The organism is Sphingomonas sp. EC-HK361, assembly GCF_902498785.1.
Taxonomy (GTDB): Bacteria; Pseudomonadota; Alphaproteobacteria; order Sphingomonadales; family Sphingomonadaceae; genus Sphingomonas.
Window position 1 is genome coordinate 1597157 of the sequence record NZ_LR701494.1, and the last position, 23149, is coordinate 1620305.

Here is a 23149-nt window from a genome sequence, read left to right on the forward strand (position 1 = left end):
CCAGCCTTCGCTGGGGTGACACGAGAAGCACAGCTTCAATTCTCCGCGGCGACCACCTGCAATGCCGCATCGAGCGCCTTCGTCGCCGACCCGCTTTGCGGCATGTCGGCGGCATAGGCCGCGAAGACCAGCGTCTTGCCCTTCGCCGTCGTCAGGAATCCACCAAGGCCGTTCGCCTTGTCGAGGCTTCCCGTCTTCGCGAACAGCCGGCCTTGCAACGGCGTGCCGACGAACCGCCGCTTCAAGGTCCCGTCGACGCCCGCGACCGGAAAGGTCGAGCGCCAAGCCTCGCCCCAGGGCTGCGTCACACTGTATCGCAGCAACCCCACCGTCGCGCGGGGACTGACCCGGTTGTAGCTCGACATGCCCGATCCATCGGCAAAGTCCCACGCCCAGCGCGGCACGCCGGCGGTCGTCATCAGCGAAGTCACCCGCGCCTGCCCGTCCGCGATCGACCCGCTCCCCGACAACCGCGAGACCCGGCGCAGGAACAGCTCGGCATGGACGTTCTGGCTGACCTTGTTGGTATGGATCAGGTCCTCGATCAGCGGCTTCGGCGACAACCGCGCAAGCGGCGCGGACTCGGTTGGCGGCGGAGTTGCGGGGGCTGTGCCACGCTGCTCCGGATCGTCGGCGGGCGACAAGGCGCGGTGGCGCACGCGCACCGCTCCGCTCACCTTCACCCCGCGCGCGACGAGCATCCGGCGAAGCGTCCAGGCGGCGTAATCGGCTGGATCGTCGATCCCGACCGTGACCATCCTCGCAGGCGCACCCACCGGCACTGTCCCCTCGATCCGCAGCACGCGGCTGTTCGGCAGCCTCGCATATCCGATACGAGCGGGCACTTCGGCCGCACTCGTCACGACGTGGTTGTCGATTCTGTAATACCCGTCCGCGATCGTCGCCGTCGCGCCCGCCGCATTGCCCGGCAGAACGCTCACCGCCAGTTCGTTGTCGTCGAGCGTCAGCGCCGAAATGCCTGTGCCCGAGGTCGTCGGGATGTTGTTCCAGCTCATCCCCGGGCTCCACCGCTCGTCCGGAAAGAGCGTGTCGTCGCCGATGACATCGCGGACGCGGCGGGTTTTCGCCGCGACCGCATCGGCCAGCGTCGCGAGGCAATCGTCGGTGCAATCCGCCGCCGCCGACATCCGCGCGTCGCCGTGGCCGGTCAGCACCACATCGCCGCCATCGATCCGCACCGTCGCGCCCGCGGTATCGGGCGCGGCCAGATCGATGCCCGAGGCGAACACCGCCGCCGTCGTGAACAGCTTCGTATTCGATGCCGGCACGAAGCGGTCGTCCGGGTTCACCGCGACGACCTCCTTCCCCTCCATCGTCGTGACGAGCAGCCCGAAGCGCGTCCCCGGCCCCGCGCTCGCCAGCGCCGCCGCGACATGATCGTCCAGCGTCGAGCGCGCGGCGGCGGGGGCAAGCGCGACGAGCGCGGTGGCGGCGAGCAGGGCGATGCGGATCATGGCCGCGAACCTAGCCGCCTCTTGCCCGCGCACAAATCATTCAGAGGCTTCGCGCTGGCATAACCGCTGCGCATATCGCCCGCATTTCGACCTTGTCGATCGCACGGCCGGTCGCGACAAGGCGCCGCACGTCGAAAGGAATTGCATGTCGTGGACCCGAAGCGCGCTCGCGCTCCTCGCCGCCATCGCCTCGCTCGGCGCGGCGGAGCCGCGTGACACCACGACGCTGATCCGCGGCGCGCGCGTCTTCGACGGCACCGGCGCGCCCGCGACCCTTGGCGATGTGCTGGTCGAGGGCGAGCGGATCACCGCAGTCGCGCCGCATCTGAAGGCCCCACGCGGCGCCCGTGTGGTCAACGCCAAGGGTATGACGCTCATCCCTGGGCTGCACGATCTCCACACCCATCTCCGCTCCCCCGCCTTCGACGCGCCCGACGATCTCGGCAAGGCCTATGCCGGCTATCTGCTCGACGGCGTCACCTCGGTGAACGATTATTCGGTGTCGGGCGAGATGCTCGCCCCCATCCGCGAGATGACCGCAGACCACAGCGTCGAGGCGCCGCACCTCGAGCTCGCGATCCGTTTGGGCGTCCCCGGCGGCCACGGCACCGAGTTCGGATGGGGCAATTTCTTCACCATGCAGGTCGCCACCCCCCGCGCCGCCCACGTCGCGATGAAGCAGGCGCTTCCCTACAAGCCCGACGTCATCAAGGTGTTCGCCGATGGCTGGCGCTACGGCCGCACCCCCGATCTCAACAGCATGAACGAGCCGACGCTCGCCGCGATCGTCGCGGACGCGCACGCCGCGGGCATCCCGGTCATCACCCACACCGTCACGCTGGAGGGCGCGAAGGTCGCCGCGGCGGCGGGGGTGGACTCGGTCGGCCACGGCGTCGGCGATGCGCCGGTCGATGCCGAGCTGATCGCGCTGATGCAGGCGCACCATACCGCCTACATCCCGACGCTGGTCGTCTACGAGCCGCAACAGGACCGCCAGTTCCTGAAGCCCGAATGGGCCGATCTGCGACCGCCGGAGCGCGCGAGAGAGCAAGCGCGGATGGCGGAACCCGTCGAAGCGATCCCGACGCTGGAATCGAGGCGCTGGACGATCATGCAGGACAATGTCCGCACGCTGAAAGCCGCCGGCATCCGCATCGGTGTCGGCACGGACGCGGGGATCGGCGGGGTCTATCACGGCTCGTCGACGCTGCGCGAAATGATGTGGCTTGCGAAGCTCGGCCTGACCCCAGCCGAGACGATCGCCGCGGGCACCAGCGTCAGCGCGGAGATCCTAGGCAAATCGGTAACCTCAGGCCGGATCGCGCCGGGCATGCGCGCCGATCTCGTCCTTATCGCCGGCAAACCCGATCAGCGGATCGAGGACCTCTACAACGTCCGCCGCGTCTTCGTCGGCGGGCGCGAGGTGGACCTTCCGAAGCTCCGCCGCCTCCTCGATTCCGACGCGCCTTCTCCGCTTCCCTCGCACGAAATGGCCGGCCCGATCGACATCGGCACCCGCGCCGACGGCCGCACCGATCTCGATACGCTGCCGGTCGAGAGCACCGAACCCGGCATCGACCACAGCCATCTCGATTTCGTCCGCCCCGACACCGCGACCGACAAGCACCTGTTCCTCGTCGCGCACATGGGCGCCGCCCCCCGCCCCTACGCCGCGCTGATTCTGCCGCTGACGAAGGGCGCGATCCAGCTTGCCGACGCGCGCGGCTTTACCGGCATCGCGTTCGAGGCGCGCGGGAGTGGCGATTACGGGCTGTCGTTCGACAGCTACGGACTTGAAACCGGCGACTGGTTTCGCACGACCTTCTCGGCCGGAGCCGAGCGACGCGAATACCGCATTCCCTTCAGCGCGTTCCAGAGCCGCAAGGGCGGAGGCGCACTCGATCTGGCGAAACTGCGCGCGCTGACCATTCGGTTGCAGGGTGAGCCAGGCGGAAAGGCGTGGCTGCAGATCGAGAAATTGCGCTTCTTCAAGGGACCAGCGGACACGGTGGAACCTCGGGCGACTGTTCCCGACATGGCGCCGGTCGGGCGTCCGAACGACGATACCAACTAAAACACCGATCCGTTCGTGCTGAGCGAAGTCGAAGCACCCAGCGCGGCGAATGGCCTTCGACTTCGCTCAGGCCGAACGGGTGTAGCGAACCCGATGCTTAGCTTTTAAGCGCTCGGCCTCTCCAGGAGCACGACCTCGTCCAGCTCGCCCTCCCACCGCGCCACCGTCGTCGCGACCACCAGGTTGGCACACGCGCTCGGCACCGTCCGTGTCATGTCGAGCAGCCGGTCGAACGGCAGGACGAACCCGACCACCAGCGCCGTCTGCTCGGGCGCGACGCCGACCGCGGACAACACCGCCGCCAGCATGAACAGCGACGCGCTCGGCACAGGCGCCGTTCCGAACGCCGCCAGCGCGCCGCTCAGCAGCACGATCCCATAGGTTCCGGCGCTCATCGGCACGCCGAACGCCTGCAGCGCGAAGAGGCTCAGCAGCCCGACATACATCGCGGTGCCGTCCTTGCCGATGCTGGCGCCGAGCGGGAGGACGGTGGAATGGACTGCGCGCGCCACGCCGAGATTGTCCTCCGCCACGCGCATCGCGACGGGCAGCGTCGCCGAACTCGACGCGGTCGAGAAGGCGATCACCAGCGCATCGACGATCCCGCGATAGAAACGCCACAATGGCACCTTCGCCAAAAAGCGCAGCATCAGCGCGTGCACGACGAAAATCTGGATCAGCGAGCCGAGCACGACCGCAAGCGCGAGCCAGCCGACATGTACGAACACCGCAGCACCATTGGCCGCGACCGCATTTGCGATCAGCGCGAACACGCCGAACGGGGTCGCCTCCATCACCAGCGTGACGATCCTGAGCAGCACCGCCGACGTCGCCTGGAGCAGCGTCGCGAACGGCTTGCCGCCCTCCCCCGCCAGCACCGTGCCGACGCCGAGCAGGATCGCGACGAAGATCAGCGCGAGCATATCCCCCTTCGCCAGCGCCTCGACGATGTTGGTGGGGACGATCCCGACGAGCTGGTCGTAGGCGCTGACCGGCGCGCCGAGCGTGTGCGGCGCGGCCGTGCCGAGCGGCGCGCCCGCGCCGGGACGTAACAGCGCGCCGACAAGCATCCCGACCGACACCGCGACCGCGGTCGTCGCGGCGAACAGCCCAACCGTGCGCCCGCCCATGCTCCCCAGCCGCTTTGGATCGGCGAGCGACGTAATGCCCGCGGCAATCGTCACGAGGACGATCGGCGCGACGAGCATGCGGATCGCGCGGACGAACAGGTCGCCGATGAACGCCACCGCGGGCGTGGCAGCAGGCCGGACGAGTGCGAAGATAACGCCGAGAACCAGCGCGCCGAGCACGCGCTTCCACAGCGGCGTGGCAAACCAGCGTGCGAGCATCAGCGGCAGCTGCCGGCGGTCGGCCTATGCGGCAGAGCACGGCCCGCGGCCGCCCCTGTCATTGTGCCCGCATCCACCGCCAGTCGCCCATTGACGAGCACCGTGCGCACTCCGGCTGCGGTCAGCGTCGGCTGCTCATAGGTCGCACGCGCGGCGTAGGTCTTGGGATCGAAGACAACGACGTCGGCAAAGGCGCCCGCCTTCAGATGCCCGCGTCCAGCGAGCTTGAAGGTATCGGCGGTCAGCGCCGAGCTCCGCTCGATGAACTGCCGGAGCGTCAGCACGTGATCGGCGACGACATATTTGGCGTATTTCCGCGCAAAGGTGCCATAAACGCGCGGGTGGCCGGTCGAGGCGTCGGACCCGGTCATCACCCAGGGCTGGCGCATGAAGATCGCGATGTCGCCCTCGGCCTGGTTGAACGAGGCGACGGCGGGGTCGGCGATCCGGATTACGGCGATCGCCGCTGCGACGGCATCGAGACTATGCGCCTTTGCAATCTCGGACAGCCGATGCCCCTTGAACTGCCCTTCGGTAATCAGCAGCGAATCGGCGCCACCACGCTTGCGCAGATTCTCGGTCATGTCGGTGCGCATCTTACTTGCCAGCGACGCGTCATCGAACCGCTTGAGCAACGCACGGCGCCCGCCATCCTGCGCCCATAACGGCACCAGCGACGCGACAAGGCTCGTCCCCGATGCCGACCACGGATATTGATCGGCGGTCACATCCTGCCCGGCCTTGCGCGCCGCATCGACCATTGCGACGATCGCGGGCGCCTGCCCCTGCACATCGACGCCCAGCGCCTTGATGTGCGAGATATGCACCGGCATCTTCGCCTCGCGTCCGATCTGGAGCGCCTCCGCGATCGCCGCCTTCAGCCCGACGGTGTAGCTCGATTCGTCGCGGATATGGCTGTCATAGGTGCCGCCGCGGACCGCCGCCTCGCGCGCCAGCTCGACCACCTCGGGAGTCTTCGAAAAGCTCTGCGGCGCGTAATACAGCCCGGTCGAGAGCCCCATCGCCCCCTGGCACATCGCGCCGGCGACGAGGCGCTTCATCCGCGCCATCTCATCCGCCGTCGGATCGCGCCTTGCCTCTCCGATCACCGCCTCGCGCACCGCGCCGAAGCCGACATAGGTCGCATAGTTGATGCCGACCGGCTTCGTCGCCGCGCTGCCCAGAACCTTCGCGACCTCGGCGCTGCCGCCGCCGTCATTGCCGATGAACGCGGTCGTCACCCCCTGCATCAGAAAGGCGGGGATCAGCCGTTTCGCGGGATCGTCCGACGCGAGGTCGTCACCCATATGGGTATGCGGATCGATGAACCCCGGCGCGACAACCATGCCCTTTGCATCGATCGTGCGCTTCGCCGTCATCGCAAGGTGCCTGCCGACCGCGACGATCCGGTCGCCCCTGACCGCGACATCGCCGGTGAACGGCGCATCGGACCCGGTATAGACGGTGCCGCCACGGATCAGCAGATCGACCGGGGCGGGTGCTGCGCCGAGCAGCAGCGCGGCGCCTGCAATCGTCGCGAACCGGCTGGCAATCATGGCATTCCCCAGAATGTTGGTGCAGGCGGATGAAGCCAGCCGTCACGATCGGTCACGCCCCCGGCCCGATCCTCGGCAAGCCAGACGGGGCCGTCAAGGTCGACGAAGTCGGACAGCCCCGCCACCAGCAGCGCGGGTGCGATGCCGAGCGACGAGCACACCATGCATCCTGTCATCAGCCCCAACCCCCGATCCCGCGCCGCCCTCGCCAGCGCCATCCCTTCCGTCAACCCGCCCGCCTTGTCGAGCTTGACGTTGACGACGTCGTACCGCGCCGCCAGCCGATCGAGATCGTCCGCGACGTGCACCGCCTCGTCCGCACAGATCAGCACTTCGGACTGGAACTCCTCCAGCCACGCATCGTCGTCGGCAGGCACCGGCTGTTCGAGCAGATCGGCGCGCAGATCGACGAGCAGCGGCTGCATCGCCTCGAGCAGCGCGCGGTCCCAGCTTTCGTTGGGATCGACGATCAGGCGCGGTTCGGGAGCGACCCCGCGCACCGCGAGCAACTGCGCGGCCGGGTCGTTCGCATCGACCTTCACCTTGAGCAGCGGGACATGTGCGAGCGCCACCGCCGCTGCCGCCATCGCGTCGGGCGTTTCGATCACGATCGTCAGCGCGCTAGCGATCGGGGCCGGTTCGGCGAGGCCGAGCATCGCCGCGACGCTCCTGCCCGAAAGCTTCGCCTCCAGGTCCCAGAGCGCGCAGTCGATCGCATTGCGCGCCGCGCCCGCCGGCAGCAGCGCGACCAGGTCTTCGCGCCCCGCGCCGGCGCCGATGGCATCGCGCACGCCGTCGATCGCGGCGAGCGTCGTCTCCACGCTTTCGCCGTAACGCGGATAGGGCACCCCCTCGCCGCGGCCGACGGCACCGCCTTGGCCGATCGTCACCGTCACCACATCCGCGGCGGTCTTCACCCCGCGCGCGATACGGAACGGCTTCGTCAGTGCGAAGCGGTCATGGCTTGCCTGGAGGGTTCGGTGCATAAAACCTCGTCGATGATCGCCTCGACCCCGAACGCGATCGGATCGGTGCAGGGCAGCCCGAGCGCATCTTCGGTTTCGGCGCACAGCCGGCGTGCGGCCTCCCGTTCGAAGGTCGAGGTGTTGAGACAGACCCCTGCGGCGCGGACGTGCGGACTGGTGAGCCGCGCAACCTGCAGGTTCGCTTCCAGACACTCCTGCAGATCGGGCAGGCTGCGGCCGGGAATGCCGCGCATATGGCTCCGTGCCGGATCGTGGCACAGCACGATCGCCTCTGGCTGCGCGCCGTGGAGCAACCCTGTCGATACACCCGCGAAGGATGGATGGAAGAGCGAACCCTGCCCCTCGATCAGGTCCCAGCCGCCGTCGTGGCGCGCAGGCGCGATCCGCTCGATCGCGCCGGAAATGAAATCGGCGACCACCGCATCCACCGGCACGCCGTCGCCGGCGATCAGGATGCCCGTCTGCCCGGTCGCGCGAAAATCGGCGACGAGGCCGCGGTCCCGCATCGCCATGGCCAGCGCGAGGGTGGTGTACATCTTGCCGACCGAACAATCGGTGCCGACGGTCAACAGCCGCCGGCCGGCGCGCGGGTAGCCCGTCCCGACGACGAGGTCGGCCGGCGGCTCGCGAACGTCGAACAGGTGCAGGCCTTTCTCGGCTGCAAGCTCGGCCAGCCGCGGCACGTCGCGCAGCCGATGGTGGAGCCCCGCCGCGACATGCATCCCCGCCTCCAGCGCCGCGGCGGCATCCTCGACGAGATCGCCGCCAAGCGTCCCGCCAGAATTGGCGATGCCGAGCACGAGCGTCTTCGCACCCGCCGCGGCCCCTTGCGCGATCGTCATGCGCGGCAGGTTCAGCGTCAGCGGGCAATCGTCGTGACGGAATTCGCCAACACAATCGGCGGGTCGAAACGCGGCAAGCCCGCGCGAGGTCTTGATGCCGACGAAATCGGCGCTGTGGCCCAGATAGAGAAGAAAAGGTCCCGGTATCATGGGCGAAAGTCGTATCGAACCGGGCCTTTTCCAGCGCATAGCGAGTGCGCGGACCGCCATAGCCCGCCGTTATGGCGCCTCGATCACCTTGCCCAGCGTCTTCAGAAAATCGGTCGCGAGCGCGGTCGGCGGGCGGTTAATCAGGAACATCGCGCTGACGTCGAAGGTCAGCTGGGGTTTGAGCGGCCGCATCGAAATGCCCGGCGCCAGCGACGCCTGCGCGGTGAAGCTGTCGACGACCGTCATCCCCACGCCCTGCCGCACCAGCGCGCCGGCGATGTAGAAGGTGCGCGCCGACACAACCTCGTCGAACGCGACCTCCAACCGCTGGACCTCGTGCGCGAAAAGCTGGCCGATCGGGCCGCTCGCCGCGAGGCTGATGAAGCGTTTGCCCGCCAGGCATTCCAGCCCGACGCGCGGCGGCGCATCGGGCATGTCCTGCTCGCGGTAGAGCAGCACCAGCTCGCCCTCGCCGAGCCAGCGCGTCCCGACCGGCGCGGCCGGCGGCACTTCATAGGCGATCGCGATATCGGTTTCGCGCTCGTAGAGCTTGCGCAGCAGATCGTCGTGATGAACCGTCTGGAGATCGAACTGCACGTCGGGATGGTTGCGCAGGAACCGCGCGACCGCGGTCGGCAGCGCGCCGAGCGCGACCGACGGCAGCGCCGAAATGCGCAGCATGCCACCCGATCCGCGCCGCAGGTTTCGTCCCGCCTCGCGGAGCTGATGCACCCGGTCCTGGATTTCGGCGACGTCGGCGAACAGCGTGTGCGCGTCTTCGGTCGGGATCAGCCGCCCGCTCGTGCGCTTGAACAGCTCGAACCCGAGCAGCGATTCGGCATGGCGGAGCGTCTTCGACACGGACGGTTGCGAGACGTTGAGCGCACGCGCCGCCGCACTGACCGATCCGTTGACATAGACCGCGTGGAAGATTTCGATGTGGCGCAGGTTCATGCCCGCACGACCCTACCCCAAAGCGCCCCGGGGTCAATCGAGCCAAGCCCGATTGAACGGCATCAGGCGGGGACGGGTTCGCCCATCAGCGCGTCGATGAACCGGTCGAGCCACCACGTCACATCCTCGCGCTCGATCACGTCCATCATCGATCGCCAGCGGGCGATACGCTCGTCGCGCGGCATGCGCAGCGCGGTCATGATCGCGTCGGACAGCTCTTCCGCGCTGTAGGGATTGACGAGCACCGCCTGGTCGAGCTGGTTCGCGGCGCCGGCGAAGCGCGAGAGAATGAGGACGCCGGGGTCCGCGGGGTCCTGTGCCGCGACATATTCCTTGGCGACGAGGTTCATACCATCGCGCAGCGGCGTCACCAGCCCGATCCGGGCGGCGCGGTAGACCCCCGCCAGCACGTCGCGGCCATAGCCCTGGTTGACGTAGCGGATCGGCACCCAGTCCAGATCGGCATGCGCGCCGTTGATCCGCCCCGCCGTCCCTTCCAGCGCGCTGCGGATGCGCTGATAGCTGCCGACCGCGCCGCGCGATGGCGGTGCGATCTGGAGCAGGAACACTTCCTTGCGCTCCTCGGGGTGATCCTCGAGGAACTTCTCGTAGCCCGCGAAGCGCTCCTCCAGTCCCTTCGAATAGTCGAGGCGGTCGACCCCGACGATCATCGCGCGCCCGACCGCGCTGTCCTTCATCTGCCGATAGGTGAGCCGCGCACGCGTGCTCCCGGCCAGTCCCTTGAACTCCTCGGCATCGATGCCGATCGGATCGACGAGCAGCTTGACCTGCCGGTCGCCGAGATAGGCGACGCCGTCCTTCACCTCGGCACCCATCTCCGCGCGGACGAAATCGCAGAAGGATTCGCACCATTCGGCGGTGTGAAAGCCAAGCACGTCATAGGCGAAGAGGTTCGCGACGAGATCGACCGCCTCCGGCAGAGTCGCGAGCAACCGCCGCGGTGGCCACGGAATATGCAGGAAGAACCCGATCCGGTTCTTCGCGCCCCGCTTGCGCAGTTCCGCGCCCAGCGGGAACATGTGATAATCCTGCACCCAGATCGCGTCGCCCGGCTCGATCAGCGGACGCACCGTCTCCGCGAACCGCTCGTTCGTCCGCTGATAGCCTTCGGCGAAATCGCGTTGATATTCGGCCAGGTCGATCCGGTAGTGGAACAGCGGCCAGAGCGTGCGGTTGGCATAGCCGTTATAATATTCCTCGACATCCTGCTCTTCCAGATCGACCGTCGCGGTGGTCACGCCGTGCGCGCGCTGGAAGTCGATCTGGCCGCTGAATTGATCGGTCGTCTGCCCCGACCACCCGAACCACAACCCGCCGCGCGCCTTCAGCGCCGACTGCAGCGCGACCGCAAGCCCGCCCTGCGCGCCGGATGTCGATCCGGTCGGCGCGCTGACCCGATTCGAGATCACGATCAGCCGGCTCATCGTATGGCGCTCCACGGTTTGCTCAGGAGGACCGCACAGTTGATCATGCCGACCAGCGAGTAGGTCTGGGGGTAATTCCCCCACAATTCCCCGCTCACAGGGTCGATATCCTCCGACAGCAGCCCGGCCCTGGTGCGCCGGGTCAGCATCTCCTCGAACAGCGCGCGCGCGTCCTCGTGGCGCCCGGTGAAATACAGCGCCTCGATCAGCCAGAAGGTGCAGAAGTTGAACGCGGTTTCGGGCAGGCCGAAATCATCCTCCGTGTCGTAGCGCAGCATCGTGCTGCCGCGCCGCAGCCCCTTCTCCACCGCCGCCAGCGTGCCGATGAAGCGCGGATCGTCGGGGGCGAGGAAGCGCAGTTCGAGAAGCTGGATGAGGCTGGCGTCGAGATCGTCGCCGCCGAATGTCGCGGAAAGCCGGTCGGTATCGGGTCGCCACGCGCGTTCCTCGATCACCGCGCGGATGTGATCGGCGCGGTCCTGCCAGAAGGCGTGCCTGTCCTCCAGCCCAAGCGCGTGCGCGGCGTTCGCCAGCCGATCGCACGCCGCCCAGCACATTGCGGACGAATAGGTGTGGACGCTCTGCCGGGTGCGCAACTCCCACAGCCCCGCATCGGGCTGGTCGTAATTCTTCCACGCGCGCTCGCCCACCTTTTCGAGCGATTCGAAATCGGCGACGCCGGCCGGGCGGAACAGCCGGGAATCGAAGAATGCCTGCACGTTGGACAGGACGATCTGGCCGTAGGCGTCGTGCTGGACCTGCTCATAGGCCTGGTTGCCGACGCGCACCGGCCCCATCCCGCGATAGCCCGCCAGATGCGGCGCCACCCGCTCCTCCAGCGTCGCTTCGCCCAGCACGCCGTAGAGCGGCTGGGTATGCCCGCCGCGCGCGCCATCGACGATGTTGCGCAGATAGGCGAGATACCCTTCCAGCACGTCGAGCGCGCCGAGCCGGTTGAGCGCCTGCACCGTGTAATAGGCGTCACGGATCCAGCAGTAGCGATAGTCCCAGTTGCGTTCGGAATCGGCGTGTTCGGGAATCGACGTGGTGAGCGCGGCGACGATCGCGCCGGTTTCCTCATGCTGGCACAGTTTCAGTGTGATCGCGCAGCGGATGACGACGTCCTGCCACTCCAGCGGAGTCGCAAGGCCGCGCACCCATTCCTGCCACTCCGCGATGGTGTCGGCGCGCATCTGCTCGATGCCGGCCTCCACATCGCCGACGAAGCTTTCGTCGGGACCGAGGAAGAAATGCAGCGGCCGCTCGATCCGGAACCAGCGCTCCTCGTCGATCAGACCGGCGGGCGCGGTCGTCGTCAGCCGCATCGTCATAGTCGCGGTCGCGTAGCGCAGGTGGTTCGACCCGCCGACGCGCCCGCGCGACTTTACGCCCCAGTTGTGCGTCGGACGCAGCCGCACGCGGATGCGCGGGCTGCCCGCCACCGGCTTCACGATCCGCGCATAGGCGGTCGGGCGATAGCTGCGCCCCATGCGGCGGAACCGCGGGCAGAAATCGACGACCTCGATCGCATTGCCGGCGTTGTCGGTATGACGCGTGACGAGCACGGCGGTGTTGCGGTGATACTGCTGCTCGATCGAGGCGCAGTCCTCCAGGTCGATCGCCCAGAAGCCCTGCGCGTCGTCGCTTTCATGCTCGTGCCCCGCGACGAGCGAGGAAAACAGCGGATCGCCATCGACTCGCGGCACACAGCCCCAGACGAAGCGTCCCGCCGTGTCGATCAGGGCGGAAACCTGGCAATTGCCGACCGGCCAGAGATCGAGATTGGTCATGCCGCGATCTCCGCCAGCCAGCGATGGACGGCAGCGACGTTTGCGAGCCGGTAGGACGCCGCGGTCTCGCGCGCATCACCGACCAGAACCCCAGCGCCGCCCATGTCGCGCGCAACTTCAAACGCGTCCTCGTCCGTCACATCATCGCCGAGGAAGATCGGCGCGGCACCCGCCATCGCATCTCCCTGCATCAGCCGCCGGAGCGCGCTGCCCTTGTCGCCGCCGGCCGCACGCACCTCGACCATCATCTTGCCGCGCTGGATGAGGAGACCGTCCACGCCGCCGACCTCGAGCGCCAGCGCCTCGGCCCGGTCGGCCAGATGCGGCGCACGGCGATAGTGGAGCGCGGCGCCGAGCGGCTTCACCTCGACGATCACCCCCGGTTCCGCCGCGGCGAAGCGATACATCGCCGTCACGACCGCATTCATCGCCTCGGGCCGCACCGCCTCTTGGCGCGTGCCGTCGGCCCAGCGAAACTCCATCCCGTGGCTGCCCACGATCGTCACCGGCACGTCGAGGAAGCGCGCGAGATCGCCTGCGGGACGCCCGCTGACCAGTGCCAGGCGCCCATCGAGCTTCGCTGCCACCCGCGCAATCAGCGCGGCCAGCCCTTCGTCGATCGCGATCGCATCGGGCGCCTCGGCCAGATCGACCAGCGTGCCGTCGAAATCCAGAAACAAGGCGGTGCGATCCGCCGGCATCACCGGCGGTGCGAACAGCGTGTCGGCATCGGCGTCGCGAGCGACGGATGTCATGCATTCCCTTTCCATGTCCGTAACGAGTTTGTGCAACGCGTCAGACCTGGAATGTCTCCCCAAGCCACCGCAAAAGCGGTGCGCAGGGCGCGGCGTCAGACCGCCTGACTGTCACACATCCGATCGAGTTCGCGCAGCATCGTCGCCTGCACGACCCGGGTCGCAGGCGCCATGTCCTTGCTCGGCTGGGTGATGCGCGTGCACATCATGCCGAACGACATCGCCATGATCGTGTCGGCGAACGCGTCCAGTTCAGTGCCCGTCGTAGAACCGTCGAGGCAAGCGACGAGCGCGGTCATCAGCTTGGCGCGGACCTTGGCGTGCACCGACTGGAAGATGCCGGCGATCCGCATGTTGCGCCCGGCCTCTGCCATGATCTCGGCCATCAGCGCGCATTCTTCGCCGGCATCCTCGCTGTCGACGAAATCGGCCAGCCACTCGCGGCAATGAGCGCGGTCGCCCGCGGCGATCGCCCGGTCCAGCGCATCGTCTTCGAGGAACGTCGCCATGTCGCGCTCGACGATCGCCGCGACGATATCCTCCTTGCCCGCGAAATCGCGGTAGATCTGCCCGACGAGCACGCCCGAGCGCTGCGCGATCTGCGCGATGCCGGTATTGTGGAATCCGTGCGCCACGAAAAGGTCCCGCGCCGAATCGACGACTCGACGGCGACGGTCGGCAGCGCGGTCCAGCCCGGATTCACCGGGATCGCAATAGACGGACTTTGTTGCCATTCGTTAATCCTTGGCTTGACGACGTGGTGATGTTCGCAGTAGCAGCATGCGTGAGTGATCGTTCACTCACATATCACATCCCGGCGAGAATGGCATGTCAATACTCCGTAACGCGATCCCCGCGATGGCTTTCCTGCTGCTTGCCGCGTGCGGAAAGGCACCGCAACAGCCGTCACCCGGACCGGCACCTGTGGGATATGTGACGGTACGTGAACAGGCGGTGACGCTGACAAGCGAATTGCCGGGACGCACCAGTGCCTACGAGACGTCGGACGTTCGCCCACAGGTGAACGGCATCGTGCAGGCGCGGCTGTTTCAGGAAGGCGACGTGGTCCGCAAGGGCCAGCCGCTCTACCGGATCGATCCGACGCCCTATCAGGCGCAGGTCGCCAATGCGCAGGCCGCGCTCGCCCGCGCGCGCGCCGCCATCGCGTCGAGTGCGGCACTCGCGCGGCGTTACGGCGAACTCGTGAAGATCAACGCGATCGCCCGCCAGGATTACGAGAACGCGCAGACCAGCGCCGCGCAGGCACGCGCCGATGTTGCGGCGCAGCAAGCTTTGTTGCGCACCGCACAAATCGATCTCGGCCGCACCACGATCCGCGCGCCGATCTCCGGCCGCATCGGCCGCTCGATCTACACCACCGGCGCGCTCGTCACCGCCGCGCAGGCCGACGCGTTGGCGACGATCCAGCGGCTCGACCCGATCTATGTCGATATTCAGCAGTCGAGCGCGGACCTGCTCAAGCTGCGCCAGCAGATACTCGCCGGCCAGGTGTCGCGGGACGGCAATGCCAGGGTGAAGCTGCTGCTGGAGGACGGCACCGCCTACGGCCCGGAGGGCACGCTGCGCTTCGCCGACGTGACGGTTGATCCGACCACCGGCAGCCAGACGATCCGTGCGATCTTCCCCAATCCCAACGGCCTGCTGCTTCCCGGCATGTTCGTCCGCGCCCGGCTCGGTCAGGGCACCCAGCAAAGCGCGCTGCTGGTGCCGCAGCGCGCCGTCAGCCGCGACGAGAAGGGCAAGGCGACCGTCATGGTCGTCGGCGCCGGCAACAAGGTCGAGCCGCGCACGCTCGAGACCAGCCGCACGTCTGGCGACAACTGGATCGTCACCGGCGGCTTGAAGCCCGGCGACAAGGTGATCGTCGAGGGCGGGATGATGCTGCGCCCCGGCATGCCGGTGAAGCCTGCGCCCTGGAACCCGAACGCCAAGCCCGCCGCCGCGCCCCAGGGCGCGCCCGGCGGCCAGAGCCAAGCGAAGTAACCCCGCATGTCCCGCTATTTCATCGATCGCCCCATCTTCGCATGGGTCATCGCGATCATCCTGATGCTCGCCGGCGTGCTCGCGATCCGCAGCCTGCCCATCGCGCAGTTCCCCGCGATCGCGCCGCCCGCGGTCTCGATCACCGCGACCTATCCGGGTGCGGATGCGCAGACGCTCGAGAACACGACGACGCAGATCATCGAGCAGCAGATGAAGGGAATCGACAACCTTCGCTACTTCTCGTCCTCGTCCTCGTCGGCCGGCACCGTCACCGTCACGCTGACCTTCGAGCAGGGCACAGATCCCGACATCGCGCAGGTCCAGGTCCAGAACAAGCTGCAGGCGGCGACACCGCTGCTGCCGCAGGAAGTACAGAGGCAGGGCCTGCTGGTCGCCAAGGCGACGCAGAACTTCCTGATGTTCGTCGGGCTTTATTCGGAAAACGGCAGCCACGACGGCAATGATCTGGCCGACTATATCGTCTCGAAGCTTCAGGACCCGCTCGCCCGCGTGAACGGCGTCGGCGATACCCAGACGTTCGGGTCGCAATATGCGATGCGCATCTGGGTCGATCCGCTGAAGCTCAACAACTACGCGCTGACCATCGCCGACATCACCGCCGCGGTCACGGCGCAGAACGCGCAGGTTTCCGCCGGCCAGATCGGCGCGCAGCCTGCGCCCAAGGAGCAGATGCTCAACGCGACCGTCTCGGTCGAATCCCGGCTTACAACGCCCGAGCAATTCGCCGCGATCAGCCTGAAGAGCAATCCCGACGGCTCGATCGTCCGCCTGGGCGACGTCGCGCGGGTCGAGATCGGTGCGGAGAATTACGGCTTCTCGTCCAAGTGGAACGGCAAGCCCGCCTCGGGCATCGGCATCAAGCTCGCGCCGGGCGCCAACGCGCTGACGACGGTCGAGGCGGTCAAGGCGCGGGTGAACGAGATCGCGAAGACCTTCCCGTCCGACGTGAAGGTGATCTATCCCTACGACACCTCACCGTTCGTGCGCCTGTCGATCAAACAGGTCATCGAGACGCTGGTCGAGGCGGTCGTGCTCGTCTTCCTCGTCATGTTCCTGTTCCTGCAGAACTTCCGCGCGACGCTCATCCCGACGATTGCGGTCCCGGTCGTGCTGCTCGGCACCTTCGCGGTGCTCGCGATCGCGGGCTATTCGATCAACACGTTGACGCTCTTCGGCATGGTGCTCGCGATCGGCCTCCTGGTCGACGACGCGATTGTGGTCGTCGAAAACGTCGAACGCCTGATCCAGACCGAGCATCTCAGTCCCAAGGACGCCGCGCGCAAATCGATGGACGAGATCACCGGCGCGCTCGTCGGCATCGCGCTCGTCCTGTCGGCGGTGTTCCTGCCGATGGCGTTCTTCGGTGGATCTACGGGCGTCATCTACCGCCAGTTCTCGATCACGATCGTCTCCGCGATGGTGCTCTCGATCATGGTCGCGCTCATCCTGACGCCCGCGCTGTGCGCGGCGATCCTGAAGCCCCACGATCCGGACAAGACGGAAGGCAAGGGCCCGCTCGCGCGCTTCTTCCGCTGGTTCAACGACAAGTTCGAACGCGGGCAGGTCCGCTATGAAAAGGGCGTGCGCGGGACGGCACGGAGCTGGAAGCGCTCGCTGGTCGTCTATGCTCTGATCGTCATCGGCATGGCGTTCCTGTTCATCCGCCTGCCCAGCGGCTTCCTGCCCGATGAAGATCAGGGCATCATGATCGCGCTCGTCCAGGGTCCATCGGGTGCCACTACCGCGCGCACCGAAAAGGGCCTCGACACGATCCGCGACCACTTCCTCAGCCAAGAGGGCGGCAACGTCCAGGGCGTCTTCACCGTCAACGGCTTCAGCTTTGCCGGGGCCGGCCAGAACAGCGGCATCGCCTTCATCCCGCTCAAGAATTGGGAAGACCGGTCGGGTGCCGCGAACAAGGCGCAGGCGATTGCGGGGCGGGCGATGGGTGCCTTCTCGCAGTTCAAGGACGCACTGATCTTTGCGGTCGTGCCGCCCGCGGTGCAGGAGCTTGGCAACGCCACCGGCTTCGACCTCCAGCTCGTCGATACCGGCGGCATCGGTCACGCCAAGCTTGTCGAGGCCCGCAACATGATGCTGGGCATGGCCGCGCAGGACAAGTCGTTGGCCGGGGTGCGCCCGAACGCGCTCGACGACGCCCCGCAGCTCAAGATCGAGGTCGATCACGACAAGGCGCGTGCGCTGGGACTCGACCTGTCGACGGTCAACAGCACCATCTCCACCGCCTGGGGCGGCGCCTACGTCAACGACTTCATCGACCGCGGCCGCGTCAAGCGCGTCTATATCCAGGCGGACGAACCCTACCGGCTGGCGCCGGAGGATATCGGCAACTTCTTCGTCCGCGGCGCGACCGGTACCATGGCGCCGTTCAGTTCGTTCGCGAACCTCTCGTGGAGCCAGGCACCGGTCCAGTTGACCCGCTACAACGGCCAGCCCGCGATGGAGCTGCTCGGCCAGCCGGCCCCCGGCGTGTCGTCGGGTGCGGCGATGAAGGCGATGGAGGCGATTCACGAGAAATTGCCGCCGGGCACATCGCTGGAATGGACCGGCCTGAGCTACGAGGAACGGCTGTCGGGCGGGCAGGCGCCGGCGCTCTACGGCCTGTCGCTGCTCATCGTCTTCCTCTGCCTCGCCGCGCTCTACGAAAGCTGGTCGGTGCCGGTTTCGGTCATGCTCGTCGTGCCGCTCGGCATCCTCGGCGCACTGCTCGCCGCGACGCTGACCGGTCTCAACAACGACATCTATCTGCAGGTCGGCCTCATCACGACGATCGGCGTGTCGGCGAAGAACGCGATCCTGATCGTCGAGTTTGCCGAGGAACGGATGCGCGACGGCATGAACGCCTTCGATGCGGCGGTGGAGGCTGCAAAGCTCAGGCTCCGCCCGATCCTCATGACCAGCCTCGCCTTCGTCTTCGGGGTGTTCCCGCTGGCCATCTCGACCGGCGCGGGCGCGGGCGGGCAGAACGCGATCGGCCGCGCGGTCGTCGGCGGCATGCTGTCGGCGACGATCCTCGCGATCTTCTTCGTGCCGATGTTCTTCGTGGTCGTGCTGCGCATCTTCGGCCAGCACGGCGAGCATTATACCGACACCGACCGCGAGCAGGGCAAGCCGACGCCCGCGCCGCAGGGAGCCTGACGTGACCTACCGCCCTCTCCTCCTCGTCCTCGCCGCGAGCACCGCGCTCGCGGGGTGCAACCTCGCGCCCAAATATGTCCGTCCCCTCGGCGCGGTCCCCGCCGCGCTGCCGACGGGCGGGGTCTATCCGACTGCCCCCACCGACGCGCCCGATGTGACGAAGATCGGCTGGCGGGACTTCTTCACCGACGACCGACTGCGCCAGGTCATCCAGACCGGACTCGACAACAACCGCGACCTGCAACTCGCCGCGGCGAACGTCCTCCAGGCGCGCGCGCAATACCGCGTCCAGCGCGCCGATATCGTGCCGACGACCAGCGTCAGCGGCTCGGCGACCTATACCAACAACGCGTTCGGCGCGACGGGCTCGACCGGCGGCGTCGGGGCGGGAACCGGCACGGGAACGGGCGTCGGCACCGGCGTGACGACGGGCGGCAGCTCTTCGAACCTCGAAATCTACTCCGCCAATGTCGGCTTCTCGGCGTTCGAGCTGGATCTGTTCGGCCGCATCCGCAACCTCAACAAGGCGGCGCTGGAACAGTATTTCGCCAGCGAGGAAGCGCAGCGCTCTACCCGCATCAGCCTGATCGCCGAGATCGCGACCGCATGGGCGACGATGGCCGCCGATCAGGACCAGCTGAAACTCTCGCGCGAGACGCTGAAGGCCTTCGAGCAGACGCTGAACCTCACCCGCGCGCAGTTCCGCATCGGCGTCGCGTCCGAACTGGAGTCGCGCCAGGCGGAGACGAACTACCAGTCGGCGCGCAACGACATCGCGGTTCTCCAGACACGGATCGCGCAGGACCAGAATGCGCTCAACTTGCTCGTCGGCACCACCGTTCCCGCCAATCTCCTTCCCGCGGCGCTCGGTGACGGCAATGTCACGATCCAGACACTTCCCGGAAACCTGACCTCCGACGTCCTGCTGCGTCGCCCGGACGTGTTGGGCGCCGAGCACAAGCTGATCGCGGAGAACGCCAATATCGGCGCGGCCCGCGCGGCGTTCTTCCCGACCATCTCGCTCACCGCGACGCTGGGCACGATCAGCACCGCGCTCGGCAGCCTCTTCGGCGCAGGCAGCGGGACCTACACCGCCAGCCCGTCGGTTTCGCTGCCGCTGTTCGACGGCGGGCGGAACAAAGGCAATCTCGACTATGCCCGCGCCTCGCAAAAGGCGGCGGTCGCGACGTATGAAAAGACGATCCAGACCGCGTTTCGCGAAGTCGCCGACGCACTCGCCCAGCGCGGCACCATCGACGAGCAGCTGAACGCCCAGCTTGCGCGCGCAGAGGCGGCACGGGTTGCGGCACGGCTCTCGGATGCCCGCTACCGCGCCGGGGTCGATTCATTTCTGACTTCGCTCGATGCGCAACGCACCGCCTATGCCGTCCAGCAGCAGCTCGTCACCACCCGCGCTTCGCGGACGAGCAACCTCGTCGAGCTCTATCGCTCGCTCGGTGGCGGGCTGGACTAAAGGCTCGAAATTCCGGCCTTGCCCCCGAACAGGATTCGCGTACCCTGTCTTCAAAATGACAGGAGAGCGATCATGGACCTGACTCGGGAACCCGATGCCACCGCCGGTGAGGAAAGCCTCATCATCCTGCAAAGCCTGCTCTGCGTGCTGCGCGAGAAGAACCTGCTGACTCGCGCCGATCTCGAAGAGCTCGCCCACAAAGTGGAAATGCGCGCGTCGGGCAAGAGCGAGGACGGCCTGCCCTGCTGCGTAGAAAGCGCCCACGCCGCCTCCAGCGCGATGCAGCGTCTCACCCGCTTCCTGGGCCAGCGCTACGGCGGCAAGCACGCACGGCATCTGAGCTGAGCGGCGGCGCTACCCTGCGAGTGATGTATCCCCGCGAAGGCGGGGATCCAGACTGGACTCCCGCCTTCGCGGGAGCGCAAAAATTGTGCGAGAGCCCCGGGCAGCGATCCAACCCAGTTTCACACGTCGAACCGTGACCTTGATCCGCCCCCGTCGGGCGTCCATGCCTTGCCTCCCGTCCCCAGCGCACGAGCCGACATGATCGCGATCCCGGAGCCAGCGCCCGTCCCAGCCGCCCCTCTGCCCTGGTATCGCCACCTCTATTTCTGGGTCCTGATCGCGATCGTCGCAGGCGTTCTCGTCGGCCATTTCGCGCCTGCGACCGGCACCGCGCTGAAACCGCTCGGCGATCTCTTCATCAAGCTGGTGAAGATGATCATCACCCCCGTGATCTTCCTGACGATCGTCACCGGAATCGCGGGCATGCGCGATCTCGCCCGCGTCGGCCGCGTCGCCGCCAAGGCGTTCGCCTATTTCCTCACTTTCTCCACGCTCGCGCTCATCGTCGGCCTGATCGTCGCCAACGTCGTGCGTCCCGGCGCGGGGCTCAACATCGATCCCGCGACGCTCGATGCCAGCAAGGTCGCGGACTATGCCGCCAAGGCGCACCAGACATCGCTCACCGGCTTCGTCTTCGATATCGTCCCCGACACCGCACTCTCGGCGCTGACCACCGGCAACATCCTCCAGACGCTCTTCGTCGCGATCCTCTTCGGCATCGCGCTCGCGCTCATCGGCGAGCGCGGCGAACGGGTTACCGCACTGCTTGAAGATGTATCGATCGCGGTCTTCCGCATGGTCGGCATCCTGATGAAGGCGGCGCCCATCGGCGCATTCGGCGCGATGGCGTTCACCATCGGCGCCTACGGCATCGGCGCGCTCGCCAACCTCGCTGCGCTCGTCGCGACCTTCTACGCGACGTCACTGATCTTCGTGCTTGTGGTCCTCGGCCTCGTCGCGCGCGTCTGCGGCTTCTCGATCTTCCGGCTGATCGCATACCTCAAGGCGGAGCTGCTCCTCGTCCTCGGCACCTCCTCGTCCGAAAGCGCGCTTCCCAGCCTTATCGAGAAACTCGAGGCTGCGGGCTGCGCCAAGCCCGTCGTCGGGCTCGTCGTGCCGACCGGCTATTCGTTCAACCTCGACGGCACCAATATCTACATGACCCTCGCCGCGCTGTTCATCGCGCAGGCGTGCAACGTTGACCTCACGCTCGGCCAGGAGTTGCTGCTGCTGGGGGTCGCGATGCTCTCGTCGAAGGGCGCGGCCGGCGTGACCGGCGCGGGATTCATTACGCTGGCCGCGACGCTCTCGATCGTGCCTTCGGTTCCGGTCGCGGGCATGGCGCTGATCCTGGGCGTCGATCGGTTCATGTCCGAATGCCGCAGCCTCACCAACTTCGTCGGCAACGCAGTCGCGACGATTGTCGTCTCGCGTTGGGAGAATGCGCTCGATCGTGATGCGCTGAACGCCGCGCTCGGCACCAGATGACCGACCGCGCGCGCCGCCTGAAAGCGATCGTCGGCGGATCGGCGGGTAACCTCGTCGAGTGGTTCGACTGGTATGTCTATTCCGCCTTCACCCTCTATTTCGCACCGCATTTCTTCCCGAGCGAGAACCGCACCGCGCAGCTATTGAGCGCCGCCGCAGTCTTCGCGGTTGGTTTTTTGATGCGGCCGATCGGCGCGTGGATCATGGGCATCTATTCGGATCGCAAGGGCCGAAAGGCCGGTCTCACGCTTGCGGTGACGCTGATGTGCGCAGGCTCGCTATTGATCGCCGTCACCCCCGGCTATGCGACGATCGGTGTCGCGGCGCCCGCGCTCCTCGTCCTCGCGCGGCTGATGCAGGGCCTCTCGGTCGGCGGCGAATACGGCGCGAGCGCGACCTATCTCACCGAAATGGCGACGCGCGCGCACCGCGGCTTCTGGTCGAGCTTTCAGTATGTGACGCTCATCTCGGGCCAGCTTCTCGCGATCCTGCTGCTGCTCGCGCTGCAATCGGTGATGACCGAGGCCGCGCTCGATGACTGGGGCTGGCGCATCCCCTTCGCTGTCGGCGCGGCGCTCGCGGTGGTCGTCTTCTACATCCGCCGCGGCCTTGCGGAAACCGCGAGTTTCAGAAATGCCGTCGCGGAGGGCGCCGCCAAATCCGGTTTCTGGCAGCTCATCCGCCATCACCCGCGCGAAGCCGGCGTGGTGATGATGCTGACCGCGGGCGGCACGCTCGCCTTCTACGCCTACTCGATCTACATGCAGAAGTTCCTGGTCAACACCAGCGGCTTCACCCGCGAGACCGCCTCGCTCATCAACGGCGTAACGCTATTCGGCTTCATGCTCCTGCAACCGCTCGGCGGCGCGCTGAGCGACCGTGTCGGGCGCAAGCCGCTGATGATCGGCTTCGGCGTCCTCGGCGTCCTCGCGACCTACCCGATCTTCGCCACGTTGGAGACGACGCGTAGCGCGTGGATCGCGGGCGCGCTCGTCATGGCCGCGCTCATCATCGTCACCGGCTACACCTCGATCAACGCGGTGGTGAAAGCCGAACTTTTCCCCGCGCACATCCGCGCGCTCGGCGTCGCGCTGCCCTATGCGCTCGCGAACACGATTTTCGGCGGGACGGCAGAGTATGTCGCCTTGTGGTTCAAGCAATCCGGGTGGGAGCGCGGCTTTTACTGGTATGTGACCGCGATGATCGCGGCGTCGCTGGCGGTGTATCTGCGGATGCGCGACACGCGCGACACGAGCCGCATTGTCGAGGACTGACCGGAACG

17 protein-coding genes are annotated in these 23149 nt (G+C 67.2%); 7 read left to right on the top strand and 10 right to left on the bottom strand.

Annotation, left to right across the window (positions count from 1 at the left end; all coding sequences use genetic code 11):
* Positions 1–35 precede the first annotated feature (35 nt).
* On the bottom strand, positions 36–1475 hold the full coding sequence (gene dacB, locus BOS5A_RS15135; RefSeq protein ID WP_151955728.1) for a D-alanyl-D-alanine carboxypeptidase/D-alanyl-D-alanine endopeptidase: 1440 nt from the start codon (positions 1473–1475) through the stop codon (positions 36–38).
* Between the two features lie 145 nt (positions 1476–1620).
* On the opposite strand from dacB, the gene BOS5A_RS15140 reads away from it, so the two are divergent.
* Positions 1621–3549 (top strand): amidohydrolase family protein, encoded by a 1929-nt coding sequence (locus BOS5A_RS15140; RefSeq protein ID WP_151955729.1) that lies wholly within the window; start codon positions 1621–1623, stop codon positions 3547–3549.
* A 104-nt stretch (positions 3550–3653) separates the two neighbouring features.
* Here BOS5A_RS15140 and BOS5A_RS15145 read toward each other — a convergent pair whose 3' ends face one another.
* The 9 genes from BOS5A_RS15145 to BOS5A_RS15185 all read right to left on the bottom strand — a co-directional run bounded on the left by BOS5A_RS15145 (position 3654) and on the right by BOS5A_RS15185 (position 14110).
* Positions 3654–4898, bottom strand: a complete 1245-nt coding sequence (locus BOS5A_RS15145; protein ID WP_199857393.1) for a dicarboxylate/amino acid:cation symporter — start codon at positions 4896–4898, stop codon at positions 3654–3656.
* Positions 4898–6454: an N-acyl-D-amino-acid deacylase family protein gene (locus BOS5A_RS15150; protein ID WP_151955731.1), complete on the bottom strand. Its 1557-nt coding sequence runs from the start codon at positions 6452–6454 to the stop codon at positions 4898–4900. The genes BOS5A_RS15145 and BOS5A_RS15150 overlap by 1 nt, the downstream gene beginning before the upstream one ends.
* Positions 6451–7440 carry an N-acetyl-D-Glu racemase DgcA gene (gene dgcA, locus BOS5A_RS15155; RefSeq protein WP_151955732.1) on the bottom strand — a complete coding sequence of 330 codons (990 nt, stop codon included), beginning with the start codon at positions 7438–7440 and terminating at the stop codon, positions 6451–6453. The genes BOS5A_RS15150 and dgcA overlap by 4 nt, the downstream gene beginning before the upstream one ends.
* Complete coding sequence (gene dgcN / locus BOS5A_RS15160; RefSeq protein ID WP_151955733.1) at positions 7398–8432, bottom strand: N-acetyltransferase DgcN; 1035 nt, start codon at positions 8430–8432, stop codon at positions 7398–7400. Before dgcN ends, dgcA begins: the two co-directional genes overlap by 43 nt.
* Before the next feature lie 69 nt (positions 8433–8501).
* Positions 8502–9386 (bottom strand): LysR family transcriptional regulator, encoded by an 885-nt coding sequence (locus BOS5A_RS15165; RefSeq protein ID WP_151955734.1) that lies wholly within the window; start codon positions 9384–9386, stop codon positions 8502–8504.
* 62 nt (positions 9387–9448) lie between these two features.
* Positions 9449–10831 carry an alpha,alpha-trehalose-phosphate synthase (UDP-forming) gene (locus BOS5A_RS15170; protein WP_151955735.1) on the bottom strand — a complete coding sequence of 461 codons (1383 nt, stop codon included), beginning with the start codon at positions 10829–10831 and terminating at the stop codon, positions 9449–9451.
* Complete coding sequence (locus BOS5A_RS15175) at positions 10828–12621, bottom strand: glycoside hydrolase family 15 protein (protein WP_151955736.1); 1794 nt, start codon at positions 12619–12621, stop codon at positions 10828–10830. The genes BOS5A_RS15170 and BOS5A_RS15175 overlap by 4 nt, the downstream gene beginning before the upstream one ends.
* Positions 12618–13376 (bottom strand): trehalose-phosphatase, encoded by a 759-nt coding sequence (gene otsB / locus BOS5A_RS15180; RefSeq protein ID WP_234419363.1) that lies wholly within the window; start codon positions 13374–13376, stop codon positions 12618–12620. The genes BOS5A_RS15175 and otsB overlap by 4 nt, the downstream gene beginning before the upstream one ends.
* A gap of 95 nt (positions 13377–13471) precedes the next feature.
* Positions 13472–14110, bottom strand: a complete 639-nt coding sequence (locus BOS5A_RS15185; protein ID WP_151955737.1) for a TetR/AcrR family transcriptional regulator — start codon at positions 14108–14110, stop codon at positions 13472–13474.
* Positions 14111–14204: 94 nt separating this feature from the next.
* On the opposite strand from BOS5A_RS15185, the gene BOS5A_RS15190 reads away from it, so the two are divergent.
* The 6 genes from BOS5A_RS15190 to BOS5A_RS15215 all read left to right on the top strand — a co-directional run bounded on the left by BOS5A_RS15190 (position 14205) and on the right by BOS5A_RS15215 (position 23141).
* Positions 14205–15380: an efflux RND transporter periplasmic adaptor subunit gene (locus BOS5A_RS15190; protein ID WP_199857394.1), complete on the top strand. Its 1176-nt coding sequence runs from the start codon at positions 14205–14207 to the stop codon at positions 15378–15380.
* Positions 15381–15386: 6 nt separating this feature from the next.
* A complete protein-coding gene (locus BOS5A_RS15195; protein ID WP_151955739.1) occupies positions 15387–18560 on the top strand; it encodes an efflux RND transporter permease subunit in 3174 nt (1057 codons plus the stop codon).
* A gap of 1 nt (position 18561) precedes the next feature.
* A complete protein-coding gene (locus BOS5A_RS15200) occupies positions 18562–20034 on the top strand; it encodes an efflux transporter outer membrane subunit (protein ID WP_151955740.1) in 1473 nt (490 codons plus the stop codon).
* A gap of 72 nt (positions 20035–20106) precedes the next feature.
* Positions 20107–20379 (top strand): hypothetical protein, encoded by a 273-nt coding sequence (locus tag BOS5A_RS15205; protein WP_151955741.1) that lies wholly within the window; start codon positions 20107–20109, stop codon positions 20377–20379.
* A 198-nt stretch (positions 20380–20577) separates the two neighbouring features.
* The gene (locus BOS5A_RS15210) at positions 20578–21867 is read left to right on the top strand and encodes a dicarboxylate/amino acid:cation symporter (protein WP_151955742.1); all 1290 of its coding nucleotides are present in this window, start codon (positions 20578–20580) and stop codon (positions 21865–21867) included.
* Complete coding sequence (locus tag BOS5A_RS15215) at positions 21864–23141, top strand: MFS transporter (RefSeq protein ID WP_151955743.1); 1278 nt, start codon at positions 21864–21866, stop codon at positions 23139–23141. Before BOS5A_RS15210 ends, BOS5A_RS15215 begins: the two co-directional genes overlap by 4 nt.
* Positions 23142–23149: the final 8 nt, after the last annotated feature.

Coding starts and splice junctions, on each gene's coding strand:
- BOS5A_RS15170 (WP_151955735.1), bottom strand. CDS start 10,831: ATGAGCCGGCTGATCGTGATCTCGAATCGGGTCAGCGCGCCGACCGGA.
- BOS5A_RS15165 (WP_151955734.1), bottom strand. CDS start 9,386: ATGAACCTGCGCCACATCGAAATCTTCCACGCGGTCTATGTCAACGGA.
- dgcA (WP_151955732.1), bottom strand. CDS start 7,440: ATGCACCGAACCCTCCAGGCAAGCCATGACCGCTTCGCACTGACGAAG.
- dacB (WP_151955728.1), bottom strand. CDS start 1,475: ATGATCCGCATCGCCCTGCTCGCCGCCACCGCGCTCGTCGCGCTTGCC.
- BOS5A_RS15215 (WP_151955743.1), top strand. CDS start 21,864: ATGACCGACCGCGCGCGCCGCCTGAAAGCGATCGTCGGCGGATCGGCG.
- BOS5A_RS15145 (WP_199857393.1), bottom strand. CDS start 4,898: ATGCTCGCACGCTGGTTTGCCACGCCGCTGTGGAAGCGCGTGCTCGGC.
- otsB (WP_234419363.1), bottom strand. CDS start 13,376: ATGACATCCGTCGCTCGCGACGCCGATGCCGACACGCTGTTCGCACCG.
- BOS5A_RS15140 (WP_151955729.1), top strand. CDS start 1,621: ATGTCGTGGACCCGAAGCGCGCTCGCGCTCCTCGCCGCCATCGCCTCG.
- BOS5A_RS15190 (WP_199857394.1), top strand. CDS start 14,205: ATGTCAATACTCCGTAACGCGATCCCCGCGATGGCTTTCCTGCTGCTT.
- BOS5A_RS15185 (WP_151955737.1), bottom strand. CDS start 14,110: ATGGCAACAAAGTCCGTCTATTGCGATCCCGGTGAATCCGGGCTGGAC.
- BOS5A_RS15195 (WP_151955739.1), top strand. CDS start 15,387: ATGTCCCGCTATTTCATCGATCGCCCCATCTTCGCATGGGTCATCGCG.
- dgcN (WP_151955733.1), bottom strand. CDS start 8,432: ATGATACCGGGACCTTTTCTTCTCTATCTGGGCCACAGCGCCGATTTC.
- BOS5A_RS15210 (WP_151955742.1), top strand. CDS start 20,578: ATGATCGCGATCCCGGAGCCAGCGCCCGTCCCAGCCGCCCCTCTGCCC.
- BOS5A_RS15150 (WP_151955731.1), bottom strand. CDS start 6,454: ATGATTGCCAGCCGGTTCGCGACGATTGCAGGCGCCGCGCTGCTGCTC.
- BOS5A_RS15205 (WP_151955741.1), top strand. CDS start 20,107: ATGGACCTGACTCGGGAACCCGATGCCACCGCCGGTGAGGAAAGCCTC.
- BOS5A_RS15175 (WP_151955736.1), bottom strand. CDS start 12,621: ATGACCAATCTCGATCTCTGGCCGGTCGGCAATTGCCAGGTTTCCGCC.